21 protein-coding genes and 1 tRNA gene are annotated in these 21021 nt (G+C 45.4%); 8 read left to right on the top strand and 14 right to left on the bottom strand.

The annotated features are described in order from the left end of the window. Positions 1–91 precede the first annotated feature (91 nt). Both ychF and HDC91_RS18050 read left to right on the top strand, forming a co-directional pair. Positions 92–1195 carry a redox-regulated ATPase YchF gene (gene ychF, locus HDC91_RS18055; RefSeq protein WP_183554570.1) on the top strand — a complete coding sequence of 368 codons (1104 nt, stop codon included), beginning with the start codon at positions 92–94 and terminating at the stop codon, positions 1193–1195. 100 nt (positions 1196–1295) lie between these two features. After that, positions 1296–3725 (top strand): outer membrane beta-barrel family protein, encoded by a 2430-nt coding sequence (locus tag HDC91_RS18050; RefSeq protein WP_183554568.1) that lies wholly within the window; start codon positions 1296–1298, stop codon positions 3723–3725. A gap of 151 nt (positions 3726–3876) precedes the next feature. Here the strand turns inward: HDC91_RS18050 and HDC91_RS18045 are convergent, their stop codons facing one another. Beyond that, positions 3877–6276 (bottom strand): M1 family metallopeptidase, encoded by a 2400-nt coding sequence (locus tag HDC91_RS18045; protein WP_183554566.1) that lies wholly within the window; start codon positions 6274–6276, stop codon positions 3877–3879. A 28-nt stretch (positions 6277–6304) separates the two neighbouring features. Then, the gene (locus tag HDC91_RS18040) at positions 6305–6883 is read right to left on the bottom strand and encodes a HupE/UreJ family protein (protein ID WP_183554565.1); all 579 of its coding nucleotides are present in this window, start codon (positions 6881–6883) and stop codon (positions 6305–6307) included. A gap of 114 nt (positions 6884–6997) precedes the next feature. On the opposite strand from HDC91_RS18040, the gene HDC91_RS18035 reads away from it, so the two are divergent. Continuing rightward, positions 6998–7471 (top strand): DUF6702 family protein, encoded by a 474-nt coding sequence (locus HDC91_RS18035; RefSeq protein WP_183554563.1) that lies wholly within the window; start codon positions 6998–7000, stop codon positions 7469–7471. A gap of 31 nt (positions 7472–7502) precedes the next feature. Here the strand turns inward: HDC91_RS18035 and HDC91_RS18030 are convergent, their stop codons facing one another. Next, complete coding sequence (locus HDC91_RS18030; protein WP_183554561.1) at positions 7503–7706, bottom strand: hypothetical protein; 204 nt, start codon at positions 7704–7706, stop codon at positions 7503–7505. 225 nt (positions 7707–7931) lie between these two features. On the opposite strand from HDC91_RS18030, the gene HDC91_RS18025 reads away from it, so the two are divergent. Next, a tRNA-Arg gene (locus tag HDC91_RS18025) sits at positions 7932–8003 on the top strand. Between the two features lie 68 nt (positions 8004–8071). Here the strand turns inward: HDC91_RS18025 and HDC91_RS18020 are convergent. The 4 genes from HDC91_RS18020 to HDC91_RS18005 all read right to left on the bottom strand — a co-directional run bounded on the left by HDC91_RS18020 (position 8072) and on the right by HDC91_RS18005 (position 10446). Next, on the bottom strand, positions 8072–8578 hold the full coding sequence (locus tag HDC91_RS18020; protein WP_183554560.1) for a hypothetical protein: 507 nt from the start codon (positions 8576–8578) through the stop codon (positions 8072–8074). Positions 8579–8613: 35 nt separating this feature from the next. Next, on the bottom strand, positions 8614–8994 hold the full coding sequence (locus HDC91_RS18015) for a GreA/GreB family elongation factor (protein ID WP_183554558.1): 381 nt from the start codon (positions 8992–8994) through the stop codon (positions 8614–8616). Positions 8995–9019: 25 nt separating this feature from the next. Beyond that, positions 9020–10228 carry a hypothetical protein gene (locus tag HDC91_RS18010; RefSeq protein ID WP_183554556.1) on the bottom strand — a complete coding sequence of 403 codons (1209 nt, stop codon included), beginning with the start codon at positions 10226–10228 and terminating at the stop codon, positions 9020–9022. Between the two features lie 71 nt (positions 10229–10299). Next, the gene (locus tag HDC91_RS18005; RefSeq protein WP_183554554.1) at positions 10300–10446 is read right to left on the bottom strand and encodes a hypothetical protein; all 147 of its coding nucleotides are present in this window, start codon (positions 10444–10446) and stop codon (positions 10300–10302) included. Between the two features lie 181 nt (positions 10447–10627). Here HDC91_RS18005 and HDC91_RS18000 point away from each other — a divergent pair, with 181 nt between their 5' ends. Together HDC91_RS18000 and HDC91_RS17995 are read left to right on the top strand one after the other, a co-directional pair. Next, on the top strand, positions 10628–12646 hold the full coding sequence (locus HDC91_RS18000) for a beta-L-arabinofuranosidase domain-containing protein (protein WP_183554552.1): 2019 nt from the start codon (positions 10628–10630) through the stop codon (positions 12644–12646). A gap of 45 nt (positions 12647–12691) precedes the next feature. After that, positions 12692–13033, top strand: coding sequence for a hypothetical protein (locus tag HDC91_RS17995; RefSeq protein ID WP_183554550.1), 342 nt, complete (start codon positions 12692–12694; stop codon positions 13031–13033). Between the two features lie 65 nt (positions 13034–13098). On the opposite strand, the gene HDC91_RS17990 is transcribed toward HDC91_RS17995, so the two are convergent. The 6 genes from HDC91_RS17990 to HDC91_RS17965 form a co-directional block, all read right to left on the bottom strand. Beyond that, positions 13099–13542, bottom strand: a complete 444-nt coding sequence (locus HDC91_RS17990) for a carboxymuconolactone decarboxylase family protein (protein WP_183554548.1) — start codon at positions 13540–13542, stop codon at positions 13099–13101. Between the two features lie 147 nt (positions 13543–13689). After that, the gene (locus HDC91_RS17985) at positions 13690–14259 is read right to left on the bottom strand and encodes a Crp/Fnr family transcriptional regulator (RefSeq protein ID WP_183554546.1); all 570 of its coding nucleotides are present in this window, start codon (positions 14257–14259) and stop codon (positions 13690–13692) included. 67 nt (positions 14260–14326) lie between these two features. Further along, a complete protein-coding gene (locus HDC91_RS17980; protein ID WP_183554544.1) occupies positions 14327–14722 on the bottom strand; it encodes a hypothetical protein in 396 nt (131 codons plus the stop codon). Between the two features lie 86 nt (positions 14723–14808). Beyond that, entirely contained in the window at positions 14809–15747 is a 939-nt protein-coding gene (locus HDC91_RS17975; protein ID WP_183554542.1) for a sugar phosphate isomerase/epimerase, read from the bottom strand. 130 nt (positions 15748–15877) lie between these two features. After that, positions 15878–17083, bottom strand: coding sequence for a GAF domain-containing sensor histidine kinase (locus HDC91_RS17970; protein WP_183554540.1), 1206 nt, complete (start codon positions 17081–17083; stop codon positions 15878–15880). Between the two features lie 145 nt (positions 17084–17228). Next, the gene (locus HDC91_RS17965) at positions 17229–17618 is read right to left on the bottom strand and encodes a plastocyanin/azurin family copper-binding protein (RefSeq protein ID WP_183554538.1); all 390 of its coding nucleotides are present in this window, start codon (positions 17616–17618) and stop codon (positions 17229–17231) included. A gap of 229 nt (positions 17619–17847) precedes the next feature. Here HDC91_RS17965 and HDC91_RS20215 point away from each other — a divergent pair, with 229 nt between their 5' ends. Together HDC91_RS20215 and HDC91_RS17955 are read left to right on the top strand one after the other, a co-directional pair. Then, the gene (locus tag HDC91_RS20215) at positions 17848–18507 is read left to right on the top strand and encodes a sphingomyelin synthase family protein (RefSeq protein WP_221262266.1); all 660 of its coding nucleotides are present in this window, start codon (positions 17848–17850) and stop codon (positions 18505–18507) included. A gap of 66 nt (positions 18508–18573) precedes the next feature. Next, positions 18574–19620, top strand: a complete 1047-nt coding sequence (locus HDC91_RS17955; protein WP_183554536.1) for an endonuclease/exonuclease/phosphatase family protein — start codon at positions 18574–18576, stop codon at positions 19618–19620. Between the two features lie 16 nt (positions 19621–19636). Here HDC91_RS17955 and HDC91_RS17950 read toward each other — a convergent pair whose 3' ends face one another. After that, entirely contained in the window at positions 19637–20980 is a 1344-nt protein-coding gene (locus tag HDC91_RS17950) for a M20/M25/M40 family metallo-hydrolase (RefSeq protein WP_183554534.1), read from the bottom strand. Between the last annotated feature and the right edge of the window lie 41 nt (positions 20981–21021).

The following is a 21021-nucleotide window of genomic DNA, read 5'->3' as shown; positions in this document are numbered from 1 at the left end:
TGTCGATGGTCCATAGACTGTAGTCGATAGCAAAATATAAATGCACCATGGTCTATGAACTATTGACCATGGACAACAAAAAAATTAAATAATGGGTTTACAATGTGGTATAGTGGGTTTGCCAAACGTGGGTAAGTCGACACTTTTTAACTGTTTATCAAATGCCAAGGCACAGGCGGCAAACTTTCCGTTTTGCACCATAGAGCCAAACGTGGGTGTAATTACCGTGCCCGACGAGCGCCTTACAAAACTTACTGAGATTGTTAACCCCAAAAATGTGGTGCCCAACACCATTGAGATTGTTGACATTGCGGGCCTTGTTAAAGGCGCCAGCAAGGGCGAAGGTTTGGGCAACCAGTTTTTAGCTAATATACGTGCTACAAACGCTATTATACATGTATTGCGTTGTTTTGATAATGATAATGTGATACACGTAGACGGCTCGGTTGACCCTATACGCGACAAGGAGATCATTGATACCGAACTGCAGCTGAAAGATCTTGATTCGATAGAGAAAAAGATACAGAAGGTTGAGAAGATGGCCAAAACCGGTGGCGACAAAGAGGCTAAAAAAACATATGATGTTTTAACTATCTACCGAAACCACCTGCTATCAGGCAAATCGGCCCGCACCGCGCCTGTTGCCGAAGAGGATAAGGAATACATCGAAGATATCTGGCTGCTTACCGCCAAACCTGTATTATACGTTTGCAACGTCGACGAAAGTTCAGTGGTTAACGGTAACGCCTATGTAGAAAAGGTAAAAGCCGTAGCAAAAGAAGAAGGCGCCGAGGTACTTGTGATATCGGCTCAGATAGAAGCCGAGATTGCCGAACTGGAATCATATGAAGAGCGCCAGGAGTTCCTGAACGACCTGGGACTGACCGAATCCGGTGTGAATAAACTTATTAAGGCAGCTTACCGCTTGCTTAACCTGGCCACCTACTTTACCGCGGGTGTGCAGGAAGTGCGCGCATGGACCATTACACAAGGCTTTACGGCCCCGCAAGCCGCAGGTGTTATCCATACCGATTTTGAGAAAGGGTTTATCCGTGCCGAGGTTATCAAGTATGATGACTTTGTAAAATTCAATGGTTCGGAAACTGCGATCAAAGAGAACGGCAAAATGGGCGTTGAAGGTAAAAGCTACGTGGTTGAGGACGGAGATATCATGCACTTCCGCTTTAATGTGTGATTATCACCAAAATACATAGAAACTCAAGAAAGGCCGCCGACAAGCGGCCTTTCTTGTAACTATTTTCCGGCTTGGATGTCTTACGTGGAAAAACTGATCTATGATGTCATTTAAAGCAGCTGCTTGTTGTATTTTATTATGCCTGTGTGCCCTTAACACGTTTTGCCAGCAAAACAATGCTCATGATTTTTTTATAGCTGTTTTAAATGAAAACTCCCAACCTGCCGAAGCCGCAACCGTAAAACTTCAAAAAAACGACGCAACAGTATTAACCGCAGTTACCGATAACAAGGGTTTGGCACACTTTAAAGCCATACAACCCGGCACATATACCTTTGTGGTTACCTATACCGGTTATCAGCAGCAAACCACACCAACGTACCTGATCCCCGGAAAAATAACCTCGGCAACAGTTACCCTGCAGCCGGCCAGCACTTCTTTAAACGAAGTAAGTGTTGTTGCCCGTACGCCGACTATACAGCATCAGCAAGGTAAAGTGATACTGGATGTTGGGGCATCGGTTACCAATACGGGCTTAACTGTGCTGGAGGTGCTTGAAAAATCGCCCGGGGTTATGGTTGATAAGAACGGCGGCATATCCTTAAACGGCAAGCCCGGCGTGCTGGTGATGATTGACAGCAAACCCACCTACCTTTCGGGCGCTGATTTGAACAACCTGTTAACGAGTATGAGCTCGACCCAGGTTGCACAAATAGAGCTCATTGCTAATCCAACAGCGCGGTACGATGCTAACGGCAATGCAGGTATCATCAACATCAAAACAAAAAAGAACAATATAAAAGGGTTCAACGGCTCGTTAACTACAGCATTTGGGCAGGGCATTTACCCAAAAAACACCAATAGCCTGGTACTTAACTACCGCGTGGGCAAGATCAACACTTTCCTGAATTATAACGTTAATTACGTGGAATACATGATGGATATTTACGCCTTACGCAAGTACTATGACCCTAACGGCGCGTTAACCGCCATGCTCGATCAATACTCGTACCTGCCCGGCAACAGCTTTAACAATACGCTAAAAACCGGCATGGATTACTTTATATCGCCCAAAACCACTATCGGTTTCGCGATAAGCGGCACCACTGTTAAGCGAAACAGCAGTAACCGCGCAAACGCCAACTGGCTGAGCCCGCAGGGTGTGCCCGACTCGGCTATTAACACCACAAACGAGAGCCGGAACCGTTTCAAAAACGGCACCATAAACCTAAACCTTAGGCATAGCTTTTCTGCTTCGCAGGATCTGGAGGTGAATGCCGACTATCTGCACTACGATATAAAGGCCGACCAAACATTTGAGAACCAACTGGTAGCTGCAAACGGTTACCACGAATTATCAAGGGGCAATATCCCTACAAGTATCAGGATAGGGTCAGCCAAGGCTGATTACACCCTGAAGCTAAACAAAACCGACGCGCTTGCCCTGGGGTGGAAATCATCTTTAACAAATACGGATAACCTGGCAGCTTATGAAAATCTGAACGGATCGGTGTGGGAGGTTGACAACACCAAAACAAACCATTTTATTTATAAAGAAAACATACACGCCCTGTACGGTACATTAGATAAAAAAATGGGCAAGGTATCCGGCCAGCTCGGTTTAAGGTACGAGCATACCGGTTATAATGCTCATCAACTGGGCAATGCCGTTCAGCCCGATTCGTCGTTTTCGCGTAAATACAGCCAGCTATTTCCCAGTGGTTATTTAACCTACCAGGCCGATTCTGTTAACAGCTTCACCCTTACCGCCAGCCGCAGGATAGACCGCCCGCCGTTTCAATTGCTTAACCCTTTTTACGCCATCATAAACAAGTACACCTACAGTACGGGAAATCCTTACCTGTTACCCCAATTAAGCTGGAACCTTGAACTGAGCCACCAGTACAAAGAATTGCTTACAACCACCGTATCGTACAGTCGCATCACCAATTATTTTTCGCAGATATTCTTATCAGCGCCAAATGACGATGCCATACTTTTATACACGCAGGGCAACGTAGGCAGTACATATAATCTCGGCCTATCGGCTACGGTGGTTACTTCGCCGGTTAAATGGTGGTCGGTTACTGCGCAGGCGCTTTATAACCATAAGCAGCTGCGCGGTTTTAATGGTAATAGCTTTACAACCGAGATAGACCAGCTGAACGTAAACGTAAACAACCAATTTACCATAGGCAAATACACCGCAGAACTGACAGGCTTTTATACTACCAAAGCGCGTAATGATGTGCAGGAACTTCTTTATCCTACCGGGCAGGTATCTGTGGGTTTATCGCGGCCAATACTTGGTAAAAAGGGCACGTTAAGACTCAACGCCCGAGACCTGTTTTTTACCAACGCTATGGAAGGATTCACTTCGTTCCCTAATGCAACTGAATACTTTTTATTGCATAGAGATACGCGGGTGGTTACCCTGTCGTTTACTTACCGTTTTGGCAAATCATATAAAACCACCAAGCGGGCCGCCAGCAGCGCGACAGATGAAATGGAACGGGTTGGCAACGGATAAAGCAGAGAAAATCAATGTCGAATTATGAACGTCGGATATCCACTCCGAATTTTACCTTCATCATTCGACATTAAACATTCGTTGTTCGATATTATAAACAAGAAAATCGCCTGTTAGCTAACGGGCGCTTTCTTATTTATGTTTTATCTGATTATTTTGATGATGATACCTGCATTGGGTTGGTACCCACAGACTGGCCGCGCACCGGCCCACCTACTTTTTGTTTAAACAACTGAAACTTTGATGGTTCCGGCATTTTACCCCAATAGTTATTGCTTTCATCAATATCAGCGGTTTCGCGCATAGGGTCAAGCTTTATAGAGGCAACCTCTTTATCATGGATGTAAAATTTAGATGCTGTCTTTTCGTTAAGCCTCCAAATTTGTACGGGGATACGGTCGGTCCATTTAGTACCATCCTTAAAGGTAAACTCAACTATAATAGGCATTACCAATCCACCTTTATTACTAAAGTTTAGTTCATAAAAGTATTTGCTGTTGTATTTAGCTTTATCAGCATCAGTTAACTGATCAATAGCAAAGGGCTGCGGCGCAGGCTGTGCTTTAACCATAGCAGCAAACTTAACCGTATCAACGGTTACCATACCTCTATCATATTTCCAGTAAAAATCCTGCGTAGCAGTATCCCGGTCTGTTTGAAACCTGATATTCTTATCAGTACGGTTACGCACCTTGGAAATATCTTCGAAGGTATTTACCGCCGGTGCAGCAACCCTTGGCGAACCACCACGCTGCCTCATGGCAGGCAGCTTGGCATCCAGGTCGGCTTTGGCGTATTTAACCGAATCTAAAGAGATATCAACCGGCTCGGTACCGTAAAACCATCCTCTCCAAAACCAATCCAGGTCTTCGCCGCTGGCATCTTCCATGGTGCGGAACAAATCGGCTGGCGTTGGGTGTTTAAACGCCCAGCGGCGCGCGTATTCTTTAAACGCGTAATCAAAAAGCTTACGCCCCATTATGGTTTCGCGCAGGATGTTTAGCGCGGTAGCAGGTTTAGAATATGCGTTAGGGCCAAAACGAACAATATTCTCAGAGTTGGTCATAACCGGCTCCAGTTCGTTCTTTGGTAACTTCATGTAATCAACAATGGTGTACGCAGCACCCTTTTTACTCGGGAACTTGTTATCCCAAAGCTCCTCGGTAAGATATTCTACAAAGGAGTTCAAGCCCTCGTCCATCCAGGTCCACTGGCGCTCATCGCTATTCACGATCATCGGGAAAAAGTTGTGCCCAACCTCGTGAATGATAACGCCGATCATGCCATTTTTGGTACTTTCGCTGTAGGTGCCGTCTTTTTCGGTACGGCCATAGTTAAAGCATATCATGGGGTACTCCATACCGTTTGAAGCTTCAACAGATTGCGCTACCGGATATGGGTACGGGATGGTAAAATCAGAATAGGTTTTAACCGTATGAGCTACCAAACGGGTGGAGTATTTGCTGTACAGGTTGTAAGCCTCTTTGCCATAATAGCTCATGCACATTACATTTTTACCACCAACTTTTGCACCCATACCATCCCATATAAACTTCCGCGACGATCCCCAGGCAAAATCGCGAACGTTATTGGCAACAAATACCCATGTTTTTTTCGCGGTCGAAGGCGCTTTTTCTGCTGCCTTTGCTTCTGCCAGGTTCACTATTTCAACCGGTGTTGCCGATGTTTTTGCTTTATTATAGCGTGCCAGCCTTGCAGGACTTAATACAGCGCTGTAATTGATACATTCGCCGGTACCGCCAACTACATGGTCGGCAGGTACAGTCATTTGTACACGAAAGTTACCAAAGGTAAGCGCGAACTCGCCACGGCCGGTAAACTGGTGGTTTTGCCAGCCCTGAAAATCGCTGTAAACGCAAAGGCGCGGGTACCACTGTGTCATGGTAAACAAGTAGTTGCCATCTTCGGGAAAGTATTCGTAGCCTCCGCGTCCGCCAACAGTCATACGGTCGGTAATTTTGTAAGTCCAGTCAACGTTAAAAATAAACTGCGTTCCCGGTTTTAAAGGTGTTGGCAGGTCAATGCGCATCATGGTTTTATTGATGGTGTATTTTAAGTTTTTGCCTGTGGCATCGGTTAATTTGGTGATCATATCACCAAGGCCGTTATCGGCATCGCTGTTGCGGGCGTCGTTTTTATCTACGTTTTGGGTAGTGGTGGCCCTTGGCATGCCCGAGCTGTTTTGATAGCCGGCGTTTCTGAGGCTATTGTGTTCGTTTTCATCTAACTGCAGCCAGATATAAGTAAGCGGATCCGGCGAGTTATTGTAATAAGTAACCGTTTCGCTGCCGGTTAGCTTTAAGTTTTTCTCATCAAGTTCACACTTAATGTTATAATCGGCACGCTGCTGCCAGTACTTTGCGCCGGGTGCGCCGCTGGCCGTCCGTTGTTCATTAGGCGTGCTTAAAATAGTGCCTAACTGCTCAAACTTATTGCCGTGGTTGCTGCCGGGGTTGTTTTGTATATCCTGGGCAAGGGCCGCACCCGCAATAGTTACCGAAAGAAAAAAGCTCGTAAAAATTCGCTTCATAGTTTATCGTTTAAAAATCAAATTTAAATTAAAATGGCAATCTTTCAAACGCCATCTGTACCGATAGCGCAAAAACACCTGCTGATATAAAAAACACCCAGTCGCGCCGGGTTACCTTCATAAAATTGATGCAAAGCAAGGCCAGTACCAATATTACGGCAACCACCACTATCTGCCCGGCTTCTAACCCCAGGTTAAAGCCAAAAAGCCCCCAACCTATGGTTTGGTCGCGCGCCAGCATAATACGAATGGTGTTTGCGAACCCCATTCCGTGTATCAGCCCGAAGAACAAGGCCAGCCAATAATTTACGTTAACGCTGCCATTTTTTTTATTTACCCGCCACAGGTTGTTTATTGCGGTAATAAAAATGGTACAAGGTATCAAAAACTCCACCCACTTGCCCGGGAAACGGATCACATCGAGCACGCTCAACGCCAGGGTTAACGAGTGGCCTATGGTAAAGGCAGTAACCAGTATCAGTACCTGTTTTATATTTTTAAAGGTGTAAACCGATGCCAGCGCCAATATAAACAGTTGGTGATCAAGCGCATCGGTACTGATAATGTGTTTCCATCCAAGCCCGAAATAAAAACCAAGATCAGACATAATATTTCTTTAACGAAAGCGTAAATTTACAGCTTTTAAACATAAATGAATTTCACTGGCGTTATGACGGCTTTTTTAGGTAAACCTCTATTATATTGTTACATTTTAACGGGATTGTTTTTTACTAAAACGCCTGCCGGCGCCAAATTTCACCCGCTGCATGTAAGCACTACCGATGTGAACTTTAACGCTAAAGACAGTCAGCTGGAAGTGATATGCACCATTTTTACAGACGATTTTGAGCTGGCGCTCGAAAAGCAATTCCACACCAAAGCCGACCTGTCCAAACCCGATATGCACGCCGCGATGGATGCCCTGGTGAAAAATTACATTAACAGCCACCTGCAATTAAAAACAAGCCCCGCGGCGTTACCCCTGTCATACCTTGGGTTCGAGATAAACCGGGAGGCAGTAAACGTATACCTGGAATCGGGCAAGATCGCTACTCCTAAAAAAATTGACGCGCAGGTAACCCTGCTGCAGAGCCTGTATGCCGATCAGCTGAACATTGTGCACATGACGGTTAACGGCACCCGCAAAAGCACCCGCCTTGATGCACCGGATAAAATGGTAACACAGATTTTTTAAATTAGGATGTCTGGCTTTTAAACTGGTGGATTTAATTTAATACAGACTGTTCGGTAAGTTTTTTGTCGGCTAAAGCTGCAGCTTTTTCTTTAGAACGAATTATCGCGGCCTCCAGCCTTTGCAAATTATTTTGCATGATAATACAATTGGCCTTAAAAGCATTTAAGATTATTTGATAGCGGAATGTTTGTTCCTTCAATCGCTCTATTGTCTTTGTTGTGTTCACGCTATCCATTGTTTGATGTTTTATCTGTATAGTTATATGCAAACGTCGTTCCAATTTGTAAATCATACCGCTTTGATATTTGCTTTAACTGTGAAAAGGAATTTTATCGTACACGACTTACTTAAATGAAGCGATGCTGCAAACTTTTCAATGGCTTAAAAGACTACAAAACCCTACAAATTTTAGGAATTGGGAAACAGTAGCATCAAAATATTCTATATTTGCGCAAATATTGTTCTCGTAGTTCAATGGATAGAATTATGGCCTCCGAAGCCGTCGATATGAGTTCGAATCTCATCGAGAACACAAAAACCGCCTTAATTATTTAAGGCGGTTTTTTTATCTGATTACAAGGCAGGAATCAGTTACTCATTTTACAAGCATTCCAACTCCTGCCTTTTAAAAGCATTTTTAACCTGGCGTTTGATACTGCCGGTGATAAGCGATTCCCATTCACCGGAATATTTAAGCGCTTTGTTCAGGGTGATTTCGCTATCAGCAAATTGCCTGTAAAAAGGGATACTGTAAATCGCCCTGCCCCTGCCATCCAGTAATTCAAGGCTTACGGAACGCACATCGCGGCCATTCATTTTTTTTAGCGTATAGCACCGCGAAACCTCGTCGAGGCTTATTTGTACGGGCGTATCCTCCTCCGCAGCAACTAAAAGCACCCGGTTTTCTTCGTCCCAACCCAGCAAAATACTGTTTATCATTCCGTAGCGTGACAAGTTGCGGCCATGTATACGGGCAGCTTCTTTTAGCCTGTCTATCATTTCGGCTTCCTTTTTCTTCTTTATTCGCCTGTTGATAGCGATAAACGGCAATACCGTTAGTGCTAATAAGGCGCTTACTACCAGGCTGTTTTCTATGATTTGTTTCATACGTTAAAAATTAAGTGTACAATTCATTTTAATATTCAGGCATTTTGTACCACGTCCAGTATTTCAAACGTCATGATGCCACCGGGCATCTGCCAGTCAACCAATGCTCCCTTACGATAGCCCAGCAAAGCGATTGACAAGGGCGCCAGCGCCGACATTTTATGCTGCCTGATATCTGCCTCATGCGGCTCTACAATACTGAAAGCATAATGCTTACCGCTAAGCACTTCTTTAAATTGAATGGCCGCGCTAAGGCATACCACATCCTCGGGTAACTGATCCTTGGGTATTATACTGGCCGAGGCAAGTTCGTCCGTAAGCTTTTTTAGATTGTAATCAGAAAGGTTGCCATGATTACAATGCTTCTTTAACAGTTCATGCTCTTTTGCAGGCATGATTAAATATTGCGCTTTCATATCTGGATGGATTAGTGATTAGTAGTTAGTTGGCGGCGCTTATCGGCTCCTGCTCAACCGCCTGTTGCGGTTGTGTTGCGCAGGCTGTTATCAACTGCATAGTAGCCGCCAGCGTATTTTGGTGAAAAGCTGTTACCGAAGCCACCTTACTGTTTGTTGTTGACCTGATAAGCCCGCGGGCAGCAGCAAGCGACACCTGAAAAGGACGTACGCTATAGCAGGCATGGGCGCCATACCCAATTGCCCGCAATATATCCCGTTCTTTTGCCAGATCGCCCGAGGCAATAACCTTGGTTGGTAAGGCTTGCGCATCAATTGCAAGCCGTGCGGCGTTTATAGCGGCGAATAACGCGTCTACATCACCATCACCAGGGGTGCTTTCTATGGTCACAAAATCAAGGTAAACCACGTTTGATGCCATTACATGGCAAAGCCTTGCAACCAACTCATGATCTGCCACGGCCAGGCATACCCCTGTAGGCTTACCACCCGACAGCACTTTGATCCGCTCCAGGAAAGTGATAAGGCAGTTCAAAGAGCTTTCTGAAATATCGGCTGAAAAGTGCGCCGCTTTTAACTTAACCTCTATCATTTTGATATATGGCCGGGTTGCCGCCTTCCCGAATACTGCTTCATTGAACGATCCGTCGGGGTTTCTGTAAAGCGCTTCCAGGCGGTCTATCCGCCATACCAGGTCGCTCCCGCCCCTGAGCAATTCGGGCACAATACCCACAACACCTGTATTTATGGCACAATCGTTCGTTTTTGCGCTGCGCGACAGCGCCAGCAATGAGCCTTTGTTGGGCACATCAACGTTCGATAAGCCAATGTTTAACAGGTTCATACGATAGGGCATGCGGCAATTGCCCATGCCTATCTCGGTAAAAAGCATATTGCCGGCTATCTGCAGGGTAGTTTCGCCGCATTGCACGGATCGATAGCCGAAATCAAAAACGCTTTCCTCGCCGCCGGTATTACTTAACGGCACACGTGTTTGCGACCGCCCGATAACCATGCGCAGGTCAGCATCAGAAAAAAGGGGATAGCAGGCTAAAGCGTTTTGCTTTTGAAGCAACCGCTCGTGCAGCCAAAACTGGGTAATTGCCATCAACATACCCGAAAGGGTACACCAAAGATTATCGAAAATAAGGCCTGCGATAACAAGGCCGACATTTATTAAAAAAAGCAGGATAAAACCTATACCTGCCCAGGTACGGGGTGCAGCAAAATTCATAAGTAAGTTTTAAAAAGGAAATAAAAACGTTCGCTTTGACAAACGGCCCCAAAACCAAAAATGGCTGGGGCTTACTTAATAAAGTCCTTACTTGTTTTTAAGAAAGCGTAACTGAGCTTAAAGCCGGTGAGTACAGCAGCGGGCATGGCATTGCTTGTCTGCAAAATAATTGCAGGAACAGCTTTTGATATATGCGATGCCAATTGTGCGGGCTTCATGCGTGCCGGGGTTGAACATATTGAACGATAATGCTGATACTTTATTGTCGTAAACTCAAAATCCTCTATTATGCTTACCAACTACCTGATTTAAAATGATATGAGAAGCGATTTTTGTTTTAACTGTATTACTGACTATTATTGTAAAGTCGAATTCAGTTAACCAAACGCTAAACTCTTTATGAAGACCAGATCTGCCCTTGCCGTGTTGATAGCCTTTAGTATAAATGCAATAGCACAAAATAACAATACTTCGATCGCCGCCTACACGCAGGCTAAAGCACCTTTGCGCCAAAACCCTTACATTGAACTGCCCCTTGGCGCGATAAAACCCCAGGGATGGCTAAGAGAAATGCTGGTACGCCAAAAGACCGGCGCCACAGGTAACCTGGATAAACTTTACCCGCTGGTAATGGGTAAACGTAACGGCTGGCTTGGCGGCGACGGCGACCTTTGGGAACGCGGCCCCTACTGGATTGACGGTTTAGTTCCGCTGGCTTACCTTTTACAAGATAAAGAACTGATAGCCAAGGTGCAACCATGGATAGAATGGAGCCTGAAAAGCCAACGGGCAGATGGATACTTCGGCCCATCGAAAGACCTGGGGCCGGAGGCCGGCATACAGCGCGATAACGCGCAGGATTGGTGGCCCAAAATGGTGATGCTGAAAGTAATGCAGCAATATTACTCGGCTACGGGCGATAAGCGGATCATCCCGTTCATGACCAAATATTTTAAGTACCAGTTACAGGAACTGCCAAAAAATCATCTGGACCACTGGACGTTTTGGGCACGTTACCGCGGCGGGGATAACCTGGCCATGGTTTACTGGTTGTACAACAAAACCGGTGATAAATTCCTGCTCGACCTGGGCGAACTGCTGCATAAACAGACATTTGACTATACAAATGCCTTCCTGAACACCGAAATGATGCTGACCGATGGAAGCATCCACGGCGTTAACCTTGCCGAAGGCATGAAAGAGCCTATAATTTATTATCAGCGACACCCGGCAGCGAAATATGCCGACGCTATGATGAAAGGATTTGCCGATATGCGTAAATACAACGAATCGGTGCCGGGCATGTTTGGCGGAGATGAATCGCTGCATGGCAATAACCCTACCCAGGGCTCGGAACTGTGCAGCGCGGTAGAAATGATGTACACGCTTGAAAATACGCTATCCATCACCGGCGATGTAAATTATGCCGACCATCTCGAAAAAGTTGCCTTTAACGTATTGCCCACACAAATAGACGAAAATTTTATTGGCCGCCAGTATTTCCAGCAAGCTAACCAGGTGATGATCACAAGAGGTGTCCGTAATTTCGACATTAACCACGATGGCACCGACCTTTGTTACGGCATACTTACGGGTTATGCCTGCTGTACATCAAACATGCACCAGGGCTGGCCAAAATTCGCCCAGAACCTTTGGTATGCTACACCTGACAAAGGTTTGGCCGCGCTGGTTTACTCGGCCAGCGAAGTAAAGGCTTTTGTAGCTGATAACACCCCGGTAACCTTTAAAGAGGAAACAAATTATCCTTTTGATGAAACTATTAAATTCACCTTTGGCAGTAAAAAAGCGGTGGCGTTCCCGCTTAGCATGCGGGTACCGGCATGGTGCACCAAGGCTACGGTAAAAATAAACGGTAAAGTACAGCAGCTGGCCAGTGCCGGCCAGATTATAAAACTTAGCCGCGAGTGGAAACCCGGCGATGTGGTTGAACTTACCTTGCCCATGCATGTATTTAAAAACACCGGATATGAAAACTCTGTTTCGATACAGCGGGGGCCCATTGTTTATGCCTTAAAAATTGGCGAAGAGGTAAAACAGGTAAAAAACACCGTTGATGCCGATGTATATGGCGATAGCTATACCGAAATACGCCCTACTACCCCCTGGAACTATGGCCTGATCAAAATTGCCGATAATAAATTGGATGAGAACTATAAGATTGTAGATGTAAAAGCAGTTAGCACTTATCCCTGGAGCCAGGCAAACGCCCCAATTCAGCTTAAAACCAAGGGCAGGCGTATACCGTCGTGGCAATTATATAATAATATGGCCGGGCCGCTGCCTTTTAGCACCATCTGGAACTTTGAGACCGCAAAAGAGGAAGAAGAGCTAACGCTGATACCCTACGGCTGCACACGCTTACGCATTTCGCAGTTCCCGCTTATCGAGAAAAGGTAGATACATTAGGGTAACCGATTTAATGTTCTACCTTTACCCGTACACATGGAAGAACGAAAATATCTGACAACCTGGAGAAAATACATCCCGGTTATACGCCTGCACCTGAAAAGAAGCCTCAACGAAGATCAAAGTTTTAAGCTGAACATCACCGATTTTGAATCGGCGGGCGACAGGGGGAAATCTGGTTATACCTTTAGCCTCGCTATAGAAAACGGTAAGGTAACTAACAACATCAGCGGCTCGGCTGTGGCGCGCGATCTGTACGAAGCCTTAAAAGCCGACGACGCCATCAACGAGATGATGCGGGATAAAAATCTTAAAATAAGCGTAGGTAAATCGTTTGTATTAAGCATAAAAACCACACACATATCAGCATTTAAATAGGCCGTATTATCCCAATAAAAAGCCATCAACTATTTAGCTGATGGCTTTTTTACATAACTGCAGGCTTATTTTTGCAAAGCAGGCTGCAGGTGCGTGCTGATGGCGATGCGGTTCCACGCGTTTATGGTTATCGCGGCCATTATTACCTGGTTTACATACTTGTCGCCTAAAACCTCTGCGGCTTTGTTATACGTATCATCAGATACGCCGCCTTTGTTTATCAAAGTTACCTCTTCTGTTAAAGCAAGTATAGCTTGCTCCTTTTCATTAAAAAATGGGGTGTCGCGCCATGCACGCAGCGTATAAATGCGTTGCTCGGTCTCGCCCATTTTGCGTGCGTCCCGGCTATGCATATCAAGGCAATAAGCGCAGCCATTTATCTGCGATGCGCGCAATTTTATCAATTCTTTATGTATGGGGTCAAGTTCGGTGCCGTTAACGTAATTTTCTAAAGCGCTCATGGCTTTGTAAGCGTCAGGCAGGGTCTGTAATAAATTTGTCCTTTTCATTGTCTTTTGTTTTTTGTTAACACAAAGTTGCAGACAAACGACCCGTCAAAAAATGAACTGAGGTTAAGAAATAGAGGTTAGAGATCAGTGATGAAAGATCAGTGATTGGTATATCTGGTGAGGCCCCAATCTCTAATTACTTAATCACTATCGCTTAGCCCTTATCCGGCTTAAAAACTGCGGGGTAAAACCCAGGTATGATGCCAGCATGTATTGAGGCACGCGCTGCACAAAATCAGGAAAGAGCCCAATGAAATACCGGTACCGCTCTTCGTCGGTTTGGTTAAACAAAAAACCGATACGCCTTTGCGACGCTATAAATGCCCGCTGCATTGTTAGCCTGAAGTAAGTTTCCAGTTTAGGTATCTTTTCAAGCAAGGGGCCTTTGTCTTTATTATGCAGCAGCAGTACCTCTGATGCTTCGATGGTTTGGATATAAGTACCGGCAGGCACATGGTTAACAATGCTATCATGATCGGCAATCCACCAGTTCTCTAACGCAAACTGCACTATTTGCTCGTTCAGTTTAGCATTTACATAGTATTGCCTTAGCAAACCGCTCAGTACAAAATATTCCCCTTTACAATGGCGGCCGGACTCCAGGATAATTTGCTTTTTATTAAATTTCAGCAATTCCATCGTCTCGCACAGCAGGTGTTCTTCGGCAGGGGTTAGCTGCACCTGGCGCTTTACATGGGCAAGCAGTTGCGGATACATCCCGCTAAAATAATAATTTGGGTTTATTTATTACCGGTATTACCGCGGCATAACATTTAATTACGGTTTATGGCAGTTTAAAAGCAAACCTGAACTTCGCATTTCTATTGGTTTGGGTTTGGTCGGTAATGGTTTCGCCGTTTACCTTTACAAAGGTATGTAAACTGCTTGTCGGCGTTGTTTTGGGCAACTCAACATCCACGGTAAAATAACAGCTTTTGCCCGATGGCAGCTCTACCGTGTAATCTAACCTGCCGGTATAAAGTTTTTCGATATGCTGGGTGTTATCCTTATCGGTATAGCTAATGGTTGCAGTAGTTCCCTGGGGAATATCGGTCATGTACTCAACCTGGTAAGTGTCTTTTTTAGCGAGGTTAAGCTCTCCTCGATTCATGTCATATACATTGTAACTACAGCTGGCAGCCAGTATAGCAATAACAAAAAGGTACAGGTGTTTTTTCATATATAATTAGCGCTTCATTATTAAACGGATCGATGTATCCGTGTACAAGACGAACCGATCCGTTAAAAGGTGTCAAAAAATGTCAATTATTTTAATGCATCGGCTGCATACGCACGGCATTTTTTTACCTCTGCTACTGCATCAGAGCCGGCAGGTATATTATACTCCAACTCGATAGTGGCCGGGAACTTATACTTGTTTTTTTTCATCAGCTGCAGCACCTCGTTAATGGGTGTATCGCCCTGGCCCCACGGCGCGTTCGGGCCATTGTTAAACTTGCGGTCTTTAATGTGCATGCTGGTGATACGATCATGATACTTTTCAATAAAAGGTATAGGGCTGCTGCTGGTACCCGCAGTATAATGGCCAATATCCAGGTTTATAGCATTGTATTTTGATTGCGCGAGCGCGGCATCCCAAAGAGTTGGCGTAGCCTGTGTATGGGCATGGTAGCCTACCAGCATTTTATGTTTAGCGGCCAGGTCGCCCAGGCGTTTGGTCTGCGCCTCGTCGGGCAGCTCAACGGTAACGTGGTTGCAGCCAAGCGCCTTGCCGGCATTAAAAGCGTACTCAATTTCGGCATCGGTATTTTTAGCGCCAAGCGCGTTTGGTTTCCACGCGTAAATAGCAACCCCGGCATCGTTATACATCTTACGTAACTCTTTAAACTTATCCATAGTTACGCCTGCTCGCCATTCGGCCATTTGGGGGGCAAAATCTGTCCAGCTTTGGCCTTGCCCGCGTTTTGGCGCACCTGCATAAGCCTCGGCGGCATCGCCCATCAGCTCAATCGCGTTAATGTTACAATCTATACAATACTTTAGCAGGTCCTCAGCAGTACCCGGCATGCTGCGGAACGAGTAGGTGATCACCCCTATCTGCACCCCATTTATTACAGAATTCGGTTTTACTGCGCCGCTTACGGCCGCTTTTGCCAATGAGGCTTTTGAAAGGAAAAGTATACTTGTTGCCGCTAAGGCTCCGGTGCCAATAAACTGGCGCCTGCTAATGGTTTGCTTTTTCATGGTAACCGGTTTGATGTGTTGGTTGATAGTAAAGTTATCAAATTATCACATGCATCAAACGTTGTTTTAAAAAAGTTTTACTTGTTGTCGGGCAGTTTGCACTGCCGGTTTAAAAATTCTCACCGGTTGCTTAATTCCACACCTGCGGCAATATCACCTCAAAGCTGGCACCATGGCCCGGCTGCGAATGAATATACATGCTGCCATGCAAGGTATCTACCAGGTGTTTAACCAAAGCAAGGCCAAAGCCATAACCCTGCTCGCCAAGTGTGCCGCTTGTAGACCCGGCCCTACCTTGCAGTATCGTATCTATTGCATCCTGGTTAAGGCCAATACCTGTGTCGGTTACCCTTATTTTCAACAGGTTGTGGCTTTCCTCAATCTCCAGGCTTAGATCAACCAATACCTTACCGTTAACCGGGGTAAATTTCATGGCGTTTGATATCAGGTTACCTGTTATCTGCAACAGCTTATTTTTTGAGAATGGTACGGTTGCAGAATTTGCCGAGGTGTTTACGATAAACATTATCTTTTTATTGATAGCCTGCGGAGTATACAACTTTTGCAGTTTGTCTTTAAACACAATTAGGTTGAACTCGTCGGCTTTAAGGTCTGGCGCGGGTTTATCTGAAGTTAATATCTCATCGGCAAGTTCAAGTAACGACCGGCCGCTGCGCTGTATCAGCTCAATAAATTCAAGCACCTCGTCAATTTCATTCTCTTTCCCCTGTTCGCTGATCACCTGCGCCAGGCCGATAATGCCCCCTAAAGGGCCGCGTATATCGTGCGCTACTTTCTTTTTTGTTTCGTTGGCTTCGTGCAACTTGGTTTTTAAACCCGTAATTACCCGGTGTACGTTCAAGCGGTTTACAATTTCGCCGGCAATAATTTTCAGTAGCTCCTCCTTTTCGGGCGAGAGTGTTTTAACGCTTTTATCAAGCATGCAAAGCGCGCCCAGGTTATGCCCATCGTCGGTTGTTAATGGTATACCATAATAATAACGCAGGCTTGGATCATCCGCCACGTAAAACTTGTCTTTAAACCGGTCGTCGGCTCTAAGGTCCGGCACCTCAAAGTGCCCGCCATTTCCTGCTATAGTGTACTGGCAAACCGAGTCTTCGCGCGGCATTTGCTCAATATCCAACCCGTGATTGGTAATGGTCCACTGGGTGTACGAATCTATAAGGTTAATAAGTGATATTTCGGTACCCGCAACTTTTGCGGCTAATTTAGCCAGGTCCTTAAAATTTTCCTGGAAACTGGTGTAATCAAGGTCATAATCGGCAAGGCTGATGACCCTCTCCATTTCGTTTTTGGGAATAGGTTGCTTCTGCATAGATAAATTTAGATCGGTACTAATTACGTTATTGGTGTGTAATTAGTAAAAATTATTCCAAAAATTTCCGGTTATTCCCCATAGTTTTAAAAAAAAAGCGGAGCTCTGTTTAACAGAACCCCGCCCGATAGCTATGTTTAGCCGGTTAAGGTGCAACTATGACCGTTGCAGTTGCCATAGTACTATGAAAAGTGCAGTGGTAAGTATAAGTGCCGGCGGTAGCAAATGTATGCGAAAATTTGCCGCCGGCATTTATGGTGCCGCTATCAAAACCACCGTTGTTATCAGTTACGGTATGCGGCGTGGCATCTGAATTTTTCCATTGAACCGTTTGCCCCGGCTTTATCGTTACCGAGCCAGAACCAAAGGCAAAGTCTTTTATGGTGACGGTGGCATCGGCCGTTGTTGGGGGAGGATTTTGCTGGTTGTTACCCGGGCGCGTAGGTGTATTGCCGCTATCTGATTTTGAACAGGCAGCAACTGCGATGATCGTAACAGCTATCATAAACGATATGCCTAAAAGGTACTTTTTCATGTTAAATAGTTTTAGTGTTTAATAAGGTTACGGGCACATTTGATTGATGGTTGCTTCAATGCGAAATGTTTACCTGGGCAAGGTTTAAGCAACTGATTGATAGCACGATAATTTCAAACAGGGGATGGTAGGCGCTGGCGTTGATTCTAACAAAAGTGTAATAATTAACTAACCCTTATTTAATATTGGCGGTTTTAGTAAATTTGCAGTCCTTAATTGATTTGTAATAGTGACGGAATTAGGTACACCATCTATAAAGCAAGCCTGGACTGCAGCCCTTCAATCGCCCAAAAAACGAGATAAGTTACTGATAGGGTCTTTCATCGTCGCCATTATACTTTCCTCGTTGCCGCTATTCTTTAGTTTCATACAAAAACGGAAGGGCACAGTGCTGAACGATTGGGTACTGGCACACATACCGGCTTATGATGTATCGGTAGTTATATTCACTATCATTTGGGGGATGGCCCTGCTGATACTTATAAGGGCGCTTTATAACCCAGTTATTTATATCAACTACGTTTGGACGCTTATATTTATTAATATCGCCCGCATGTTGACCATTTACCTGGTAGCGCTCGACCCGCCGAAAGGCTTAATACACCTGGTTGACCCCTTAACAGGCGTGTTTTATGGTAATAATGTAATTACCCGCGATCTGTTTTTTTCGGGGCATACTTCAACCCTTGTGCTGATATTTTTATGCCTGGAAAAACGTACGGACAAAATACTGGGTTTTATATCAATAGTTGCGGTAATGGCGCTTTTACTGGTGCAGCACATACATTACACCATTGATGTTGTGGCCGCCCCGGTTATTGTGTACATGATATTTGTTTTAACACGCCGTTTGCTGAAACTGGATAAGCTAAAAAATCACGAGGATTAAAACCTCAGCCCCCACAAATGCCTGATTGGTAAATGGTATTTGTTAAATTGCGCCATACTTACTTTAATGAACCTGACCATAATTATTTTTTCTTGTCTACTGTTTTGTTTTACGCTGTTGCCATTGGTCAGAAATGAGTATTGGATCTTCAGGATATTTGATTACCCCCGCCTGCAAAAGCTGGTTTTAAATTGCGCGGCATTTGTGCTGATGTTGCTGATGTATACAGGCCCGGCATTAACACTGTATATCTTTCTTTTGCTGCTGGCGCTTAATATAGCATACCTATTGTCGCTTATTTTACCTTTTACCAGGCTGGCAAAAAAACAAGTATTAAGGGCAGGCCCACATAATGGCAACATGGGTTTAAGTATAATGATAGCCAACGTTTTTCAGGATAATACCAATTCAGCGGGTTGTTTAAAGGAAATTGCCAGAGCCAACCCAGACGTGGTTTTATTACTGGAGACCAACGAGCGCTGGGATATTCAGACACGCAGCCTTGAAAGCACTTACCCCCATTTTAAACGGGTACCGTTAGAGAACACTTACGGCTTGCTGTTATATTCTAAACTCGAGTTGACAGATACAACGGTAAAATACCTTGTTGAAAAGGATATACCATCCATCCACACCAAAATAAAATTAAGGGGCGGGCAATTGGTGCAATTTTATGCGGTACACCCTACGCCGCCGATACCTGCCGAAAATATAAGATCGACCGAGCGGGACAAAGAACTATTGCTGATCGCCGACCTGGCTAAAGCCAGTGAGCTGCCGGTAATAGTGGCAGGCGACCTGAACGACGTAGCATGGAGCCACACTACCGAGCTGTTTTTAAAAATGAGTGGTTTATTAGACCCGCGCAGGGGCCGCGGCTTTTTTAATTCTTTCCACGCCCATTACTTTTTTATTCGTTTCCCTTTAGATCATGCTTTTGTGTCCAGGCATTTTAAGCTTATTAAAATAAAACGGCTTAATAACTGCAAGTCAGACCACTTTCCCATTTTCTTGAATGTCCAATTAGAGGATGAGGCTTACAACGAACAACAGCCTTTGCACGCCGACTCATCTGACGTAGAAGAAGCGGCGGAAAAGAAAGAAAAGATCTGAGGGATAAAAACGTTTGTTACCGCACCGGTTTTGGGAATACCGGCAAACTTTCGTGCCCCTCGGCATCAACTGCCTGTACGGCAAACAGGTAGTTATCTTTTGAGTAGCCTATGTTAGCGGTGGTGCCGGTTACAAAAAATTTCTTTTCCCAATAGGGGCTAATGGTTTCGCGCATCAGCACGTAGTAGCCTGCGGGGGCTTTGCCTTTGGGGGCATCCCACTTAAGCTGTGTTTTATTGGTAAGGCCGCTGGTTATAACACCCACGTTTTGCGGCGAGGACGGGGCAAGCGCGAGGTTAGCAAGCGTTGACAGGTTCATGCGGGCAACTTTTTGTATATAATCGTAATCGGCAAAATCGGGCAGGTCGCCGTAATCTACACCGTTTTCCTGGCGGATATCCTGGTGCTGGCGATTAAAATCCTCGTTCATTTCGGTTATACGTATGGCCGCGAAACCTTGCTGCGAAAACGGGATGTGGTCGCCGCCGCGCAGGTAACGGTCGCGCCGGTAGATCAGCTTTACATCCAGCTGCTCTACATAACGTTCGGCAATCTCTTTGGTATAACGGGCCAGTTCGCGGGCAGGACTGTCATTTTCACCGCCTACGGAGTTGCGTACCGCTGCCTGTTTTTCGGTTTCAACAGCCGGTACCCCCTCGCTGAACACACGCACGCTGCGGTTGTCCTTCAAGCCGGTTTCCATGCCATAAGTATTGCCCACAATATCGTTGTTCAGCATGGCATCTATCTGCCAGCCTTCGGCCTTAGCGCGTTTGGCCACGTTAGTTGAGCCGTAAAGCCCCTGCTCCTCGCCCACTACCGCCATAAATATAATGGTAGCCGGGAAACGCCGCTTAGCCATTACCCTGGCCAGTTCCATGGAAACAGCTGTACCCGATGCATCGTCTACCGCGCCCGGCGCAAACGATTTTACATCCATTACATCGCTTACCCGCGAATCGTAATGACCGGATACAATGTAAATACGCTTGTCGGCCGTATCAGTGCCCTTTAATATCGCCAGCACATTTTTCATGGGCGTTGGCTTATCTATGCGGTTGCCTTTGGGCTGTACAAATTCGTCAAACTGCACTTTCATCCGGCCGTTTGATGCTGCCGCGTAACGTTCGTATTCGGCCTTTATCCAGTTGCGGGCAGCGCCAACGCCTTCGGTTTTGCTAACCGTATCGCTTAAGGTGTGGCGTGTTTTAAAGCTCACCAGTTTGCGTACAATGGATTCAATGTTTTTGGAGGATACCTCGTCGACCATTTGTTTGATAGCAGGATCCTGCCTTATCGTGGTTTGCGCCGAAGCCGAAATGGTGATAAGGGAGATGATGAACAGGCTGATACGTTTCATAAAGCAATTTATAAAAATGAGTTTTGTACAGGATAAGTGAG

Origin of the sequence: Mucilaginibacter sp. AK015, assembly GCF_014200785.1 — a bacterium.
In the GTDB taxonomy this organism is placed as follows: Bacteria; Bacteroidota; Bacteroidia; order Sphingobacteriales; family Sphingobacteriaceae; genus Mucilaginibacter.
This window is presented reverse-complemented; position numbering and strand designations above follow the sequence as displayed.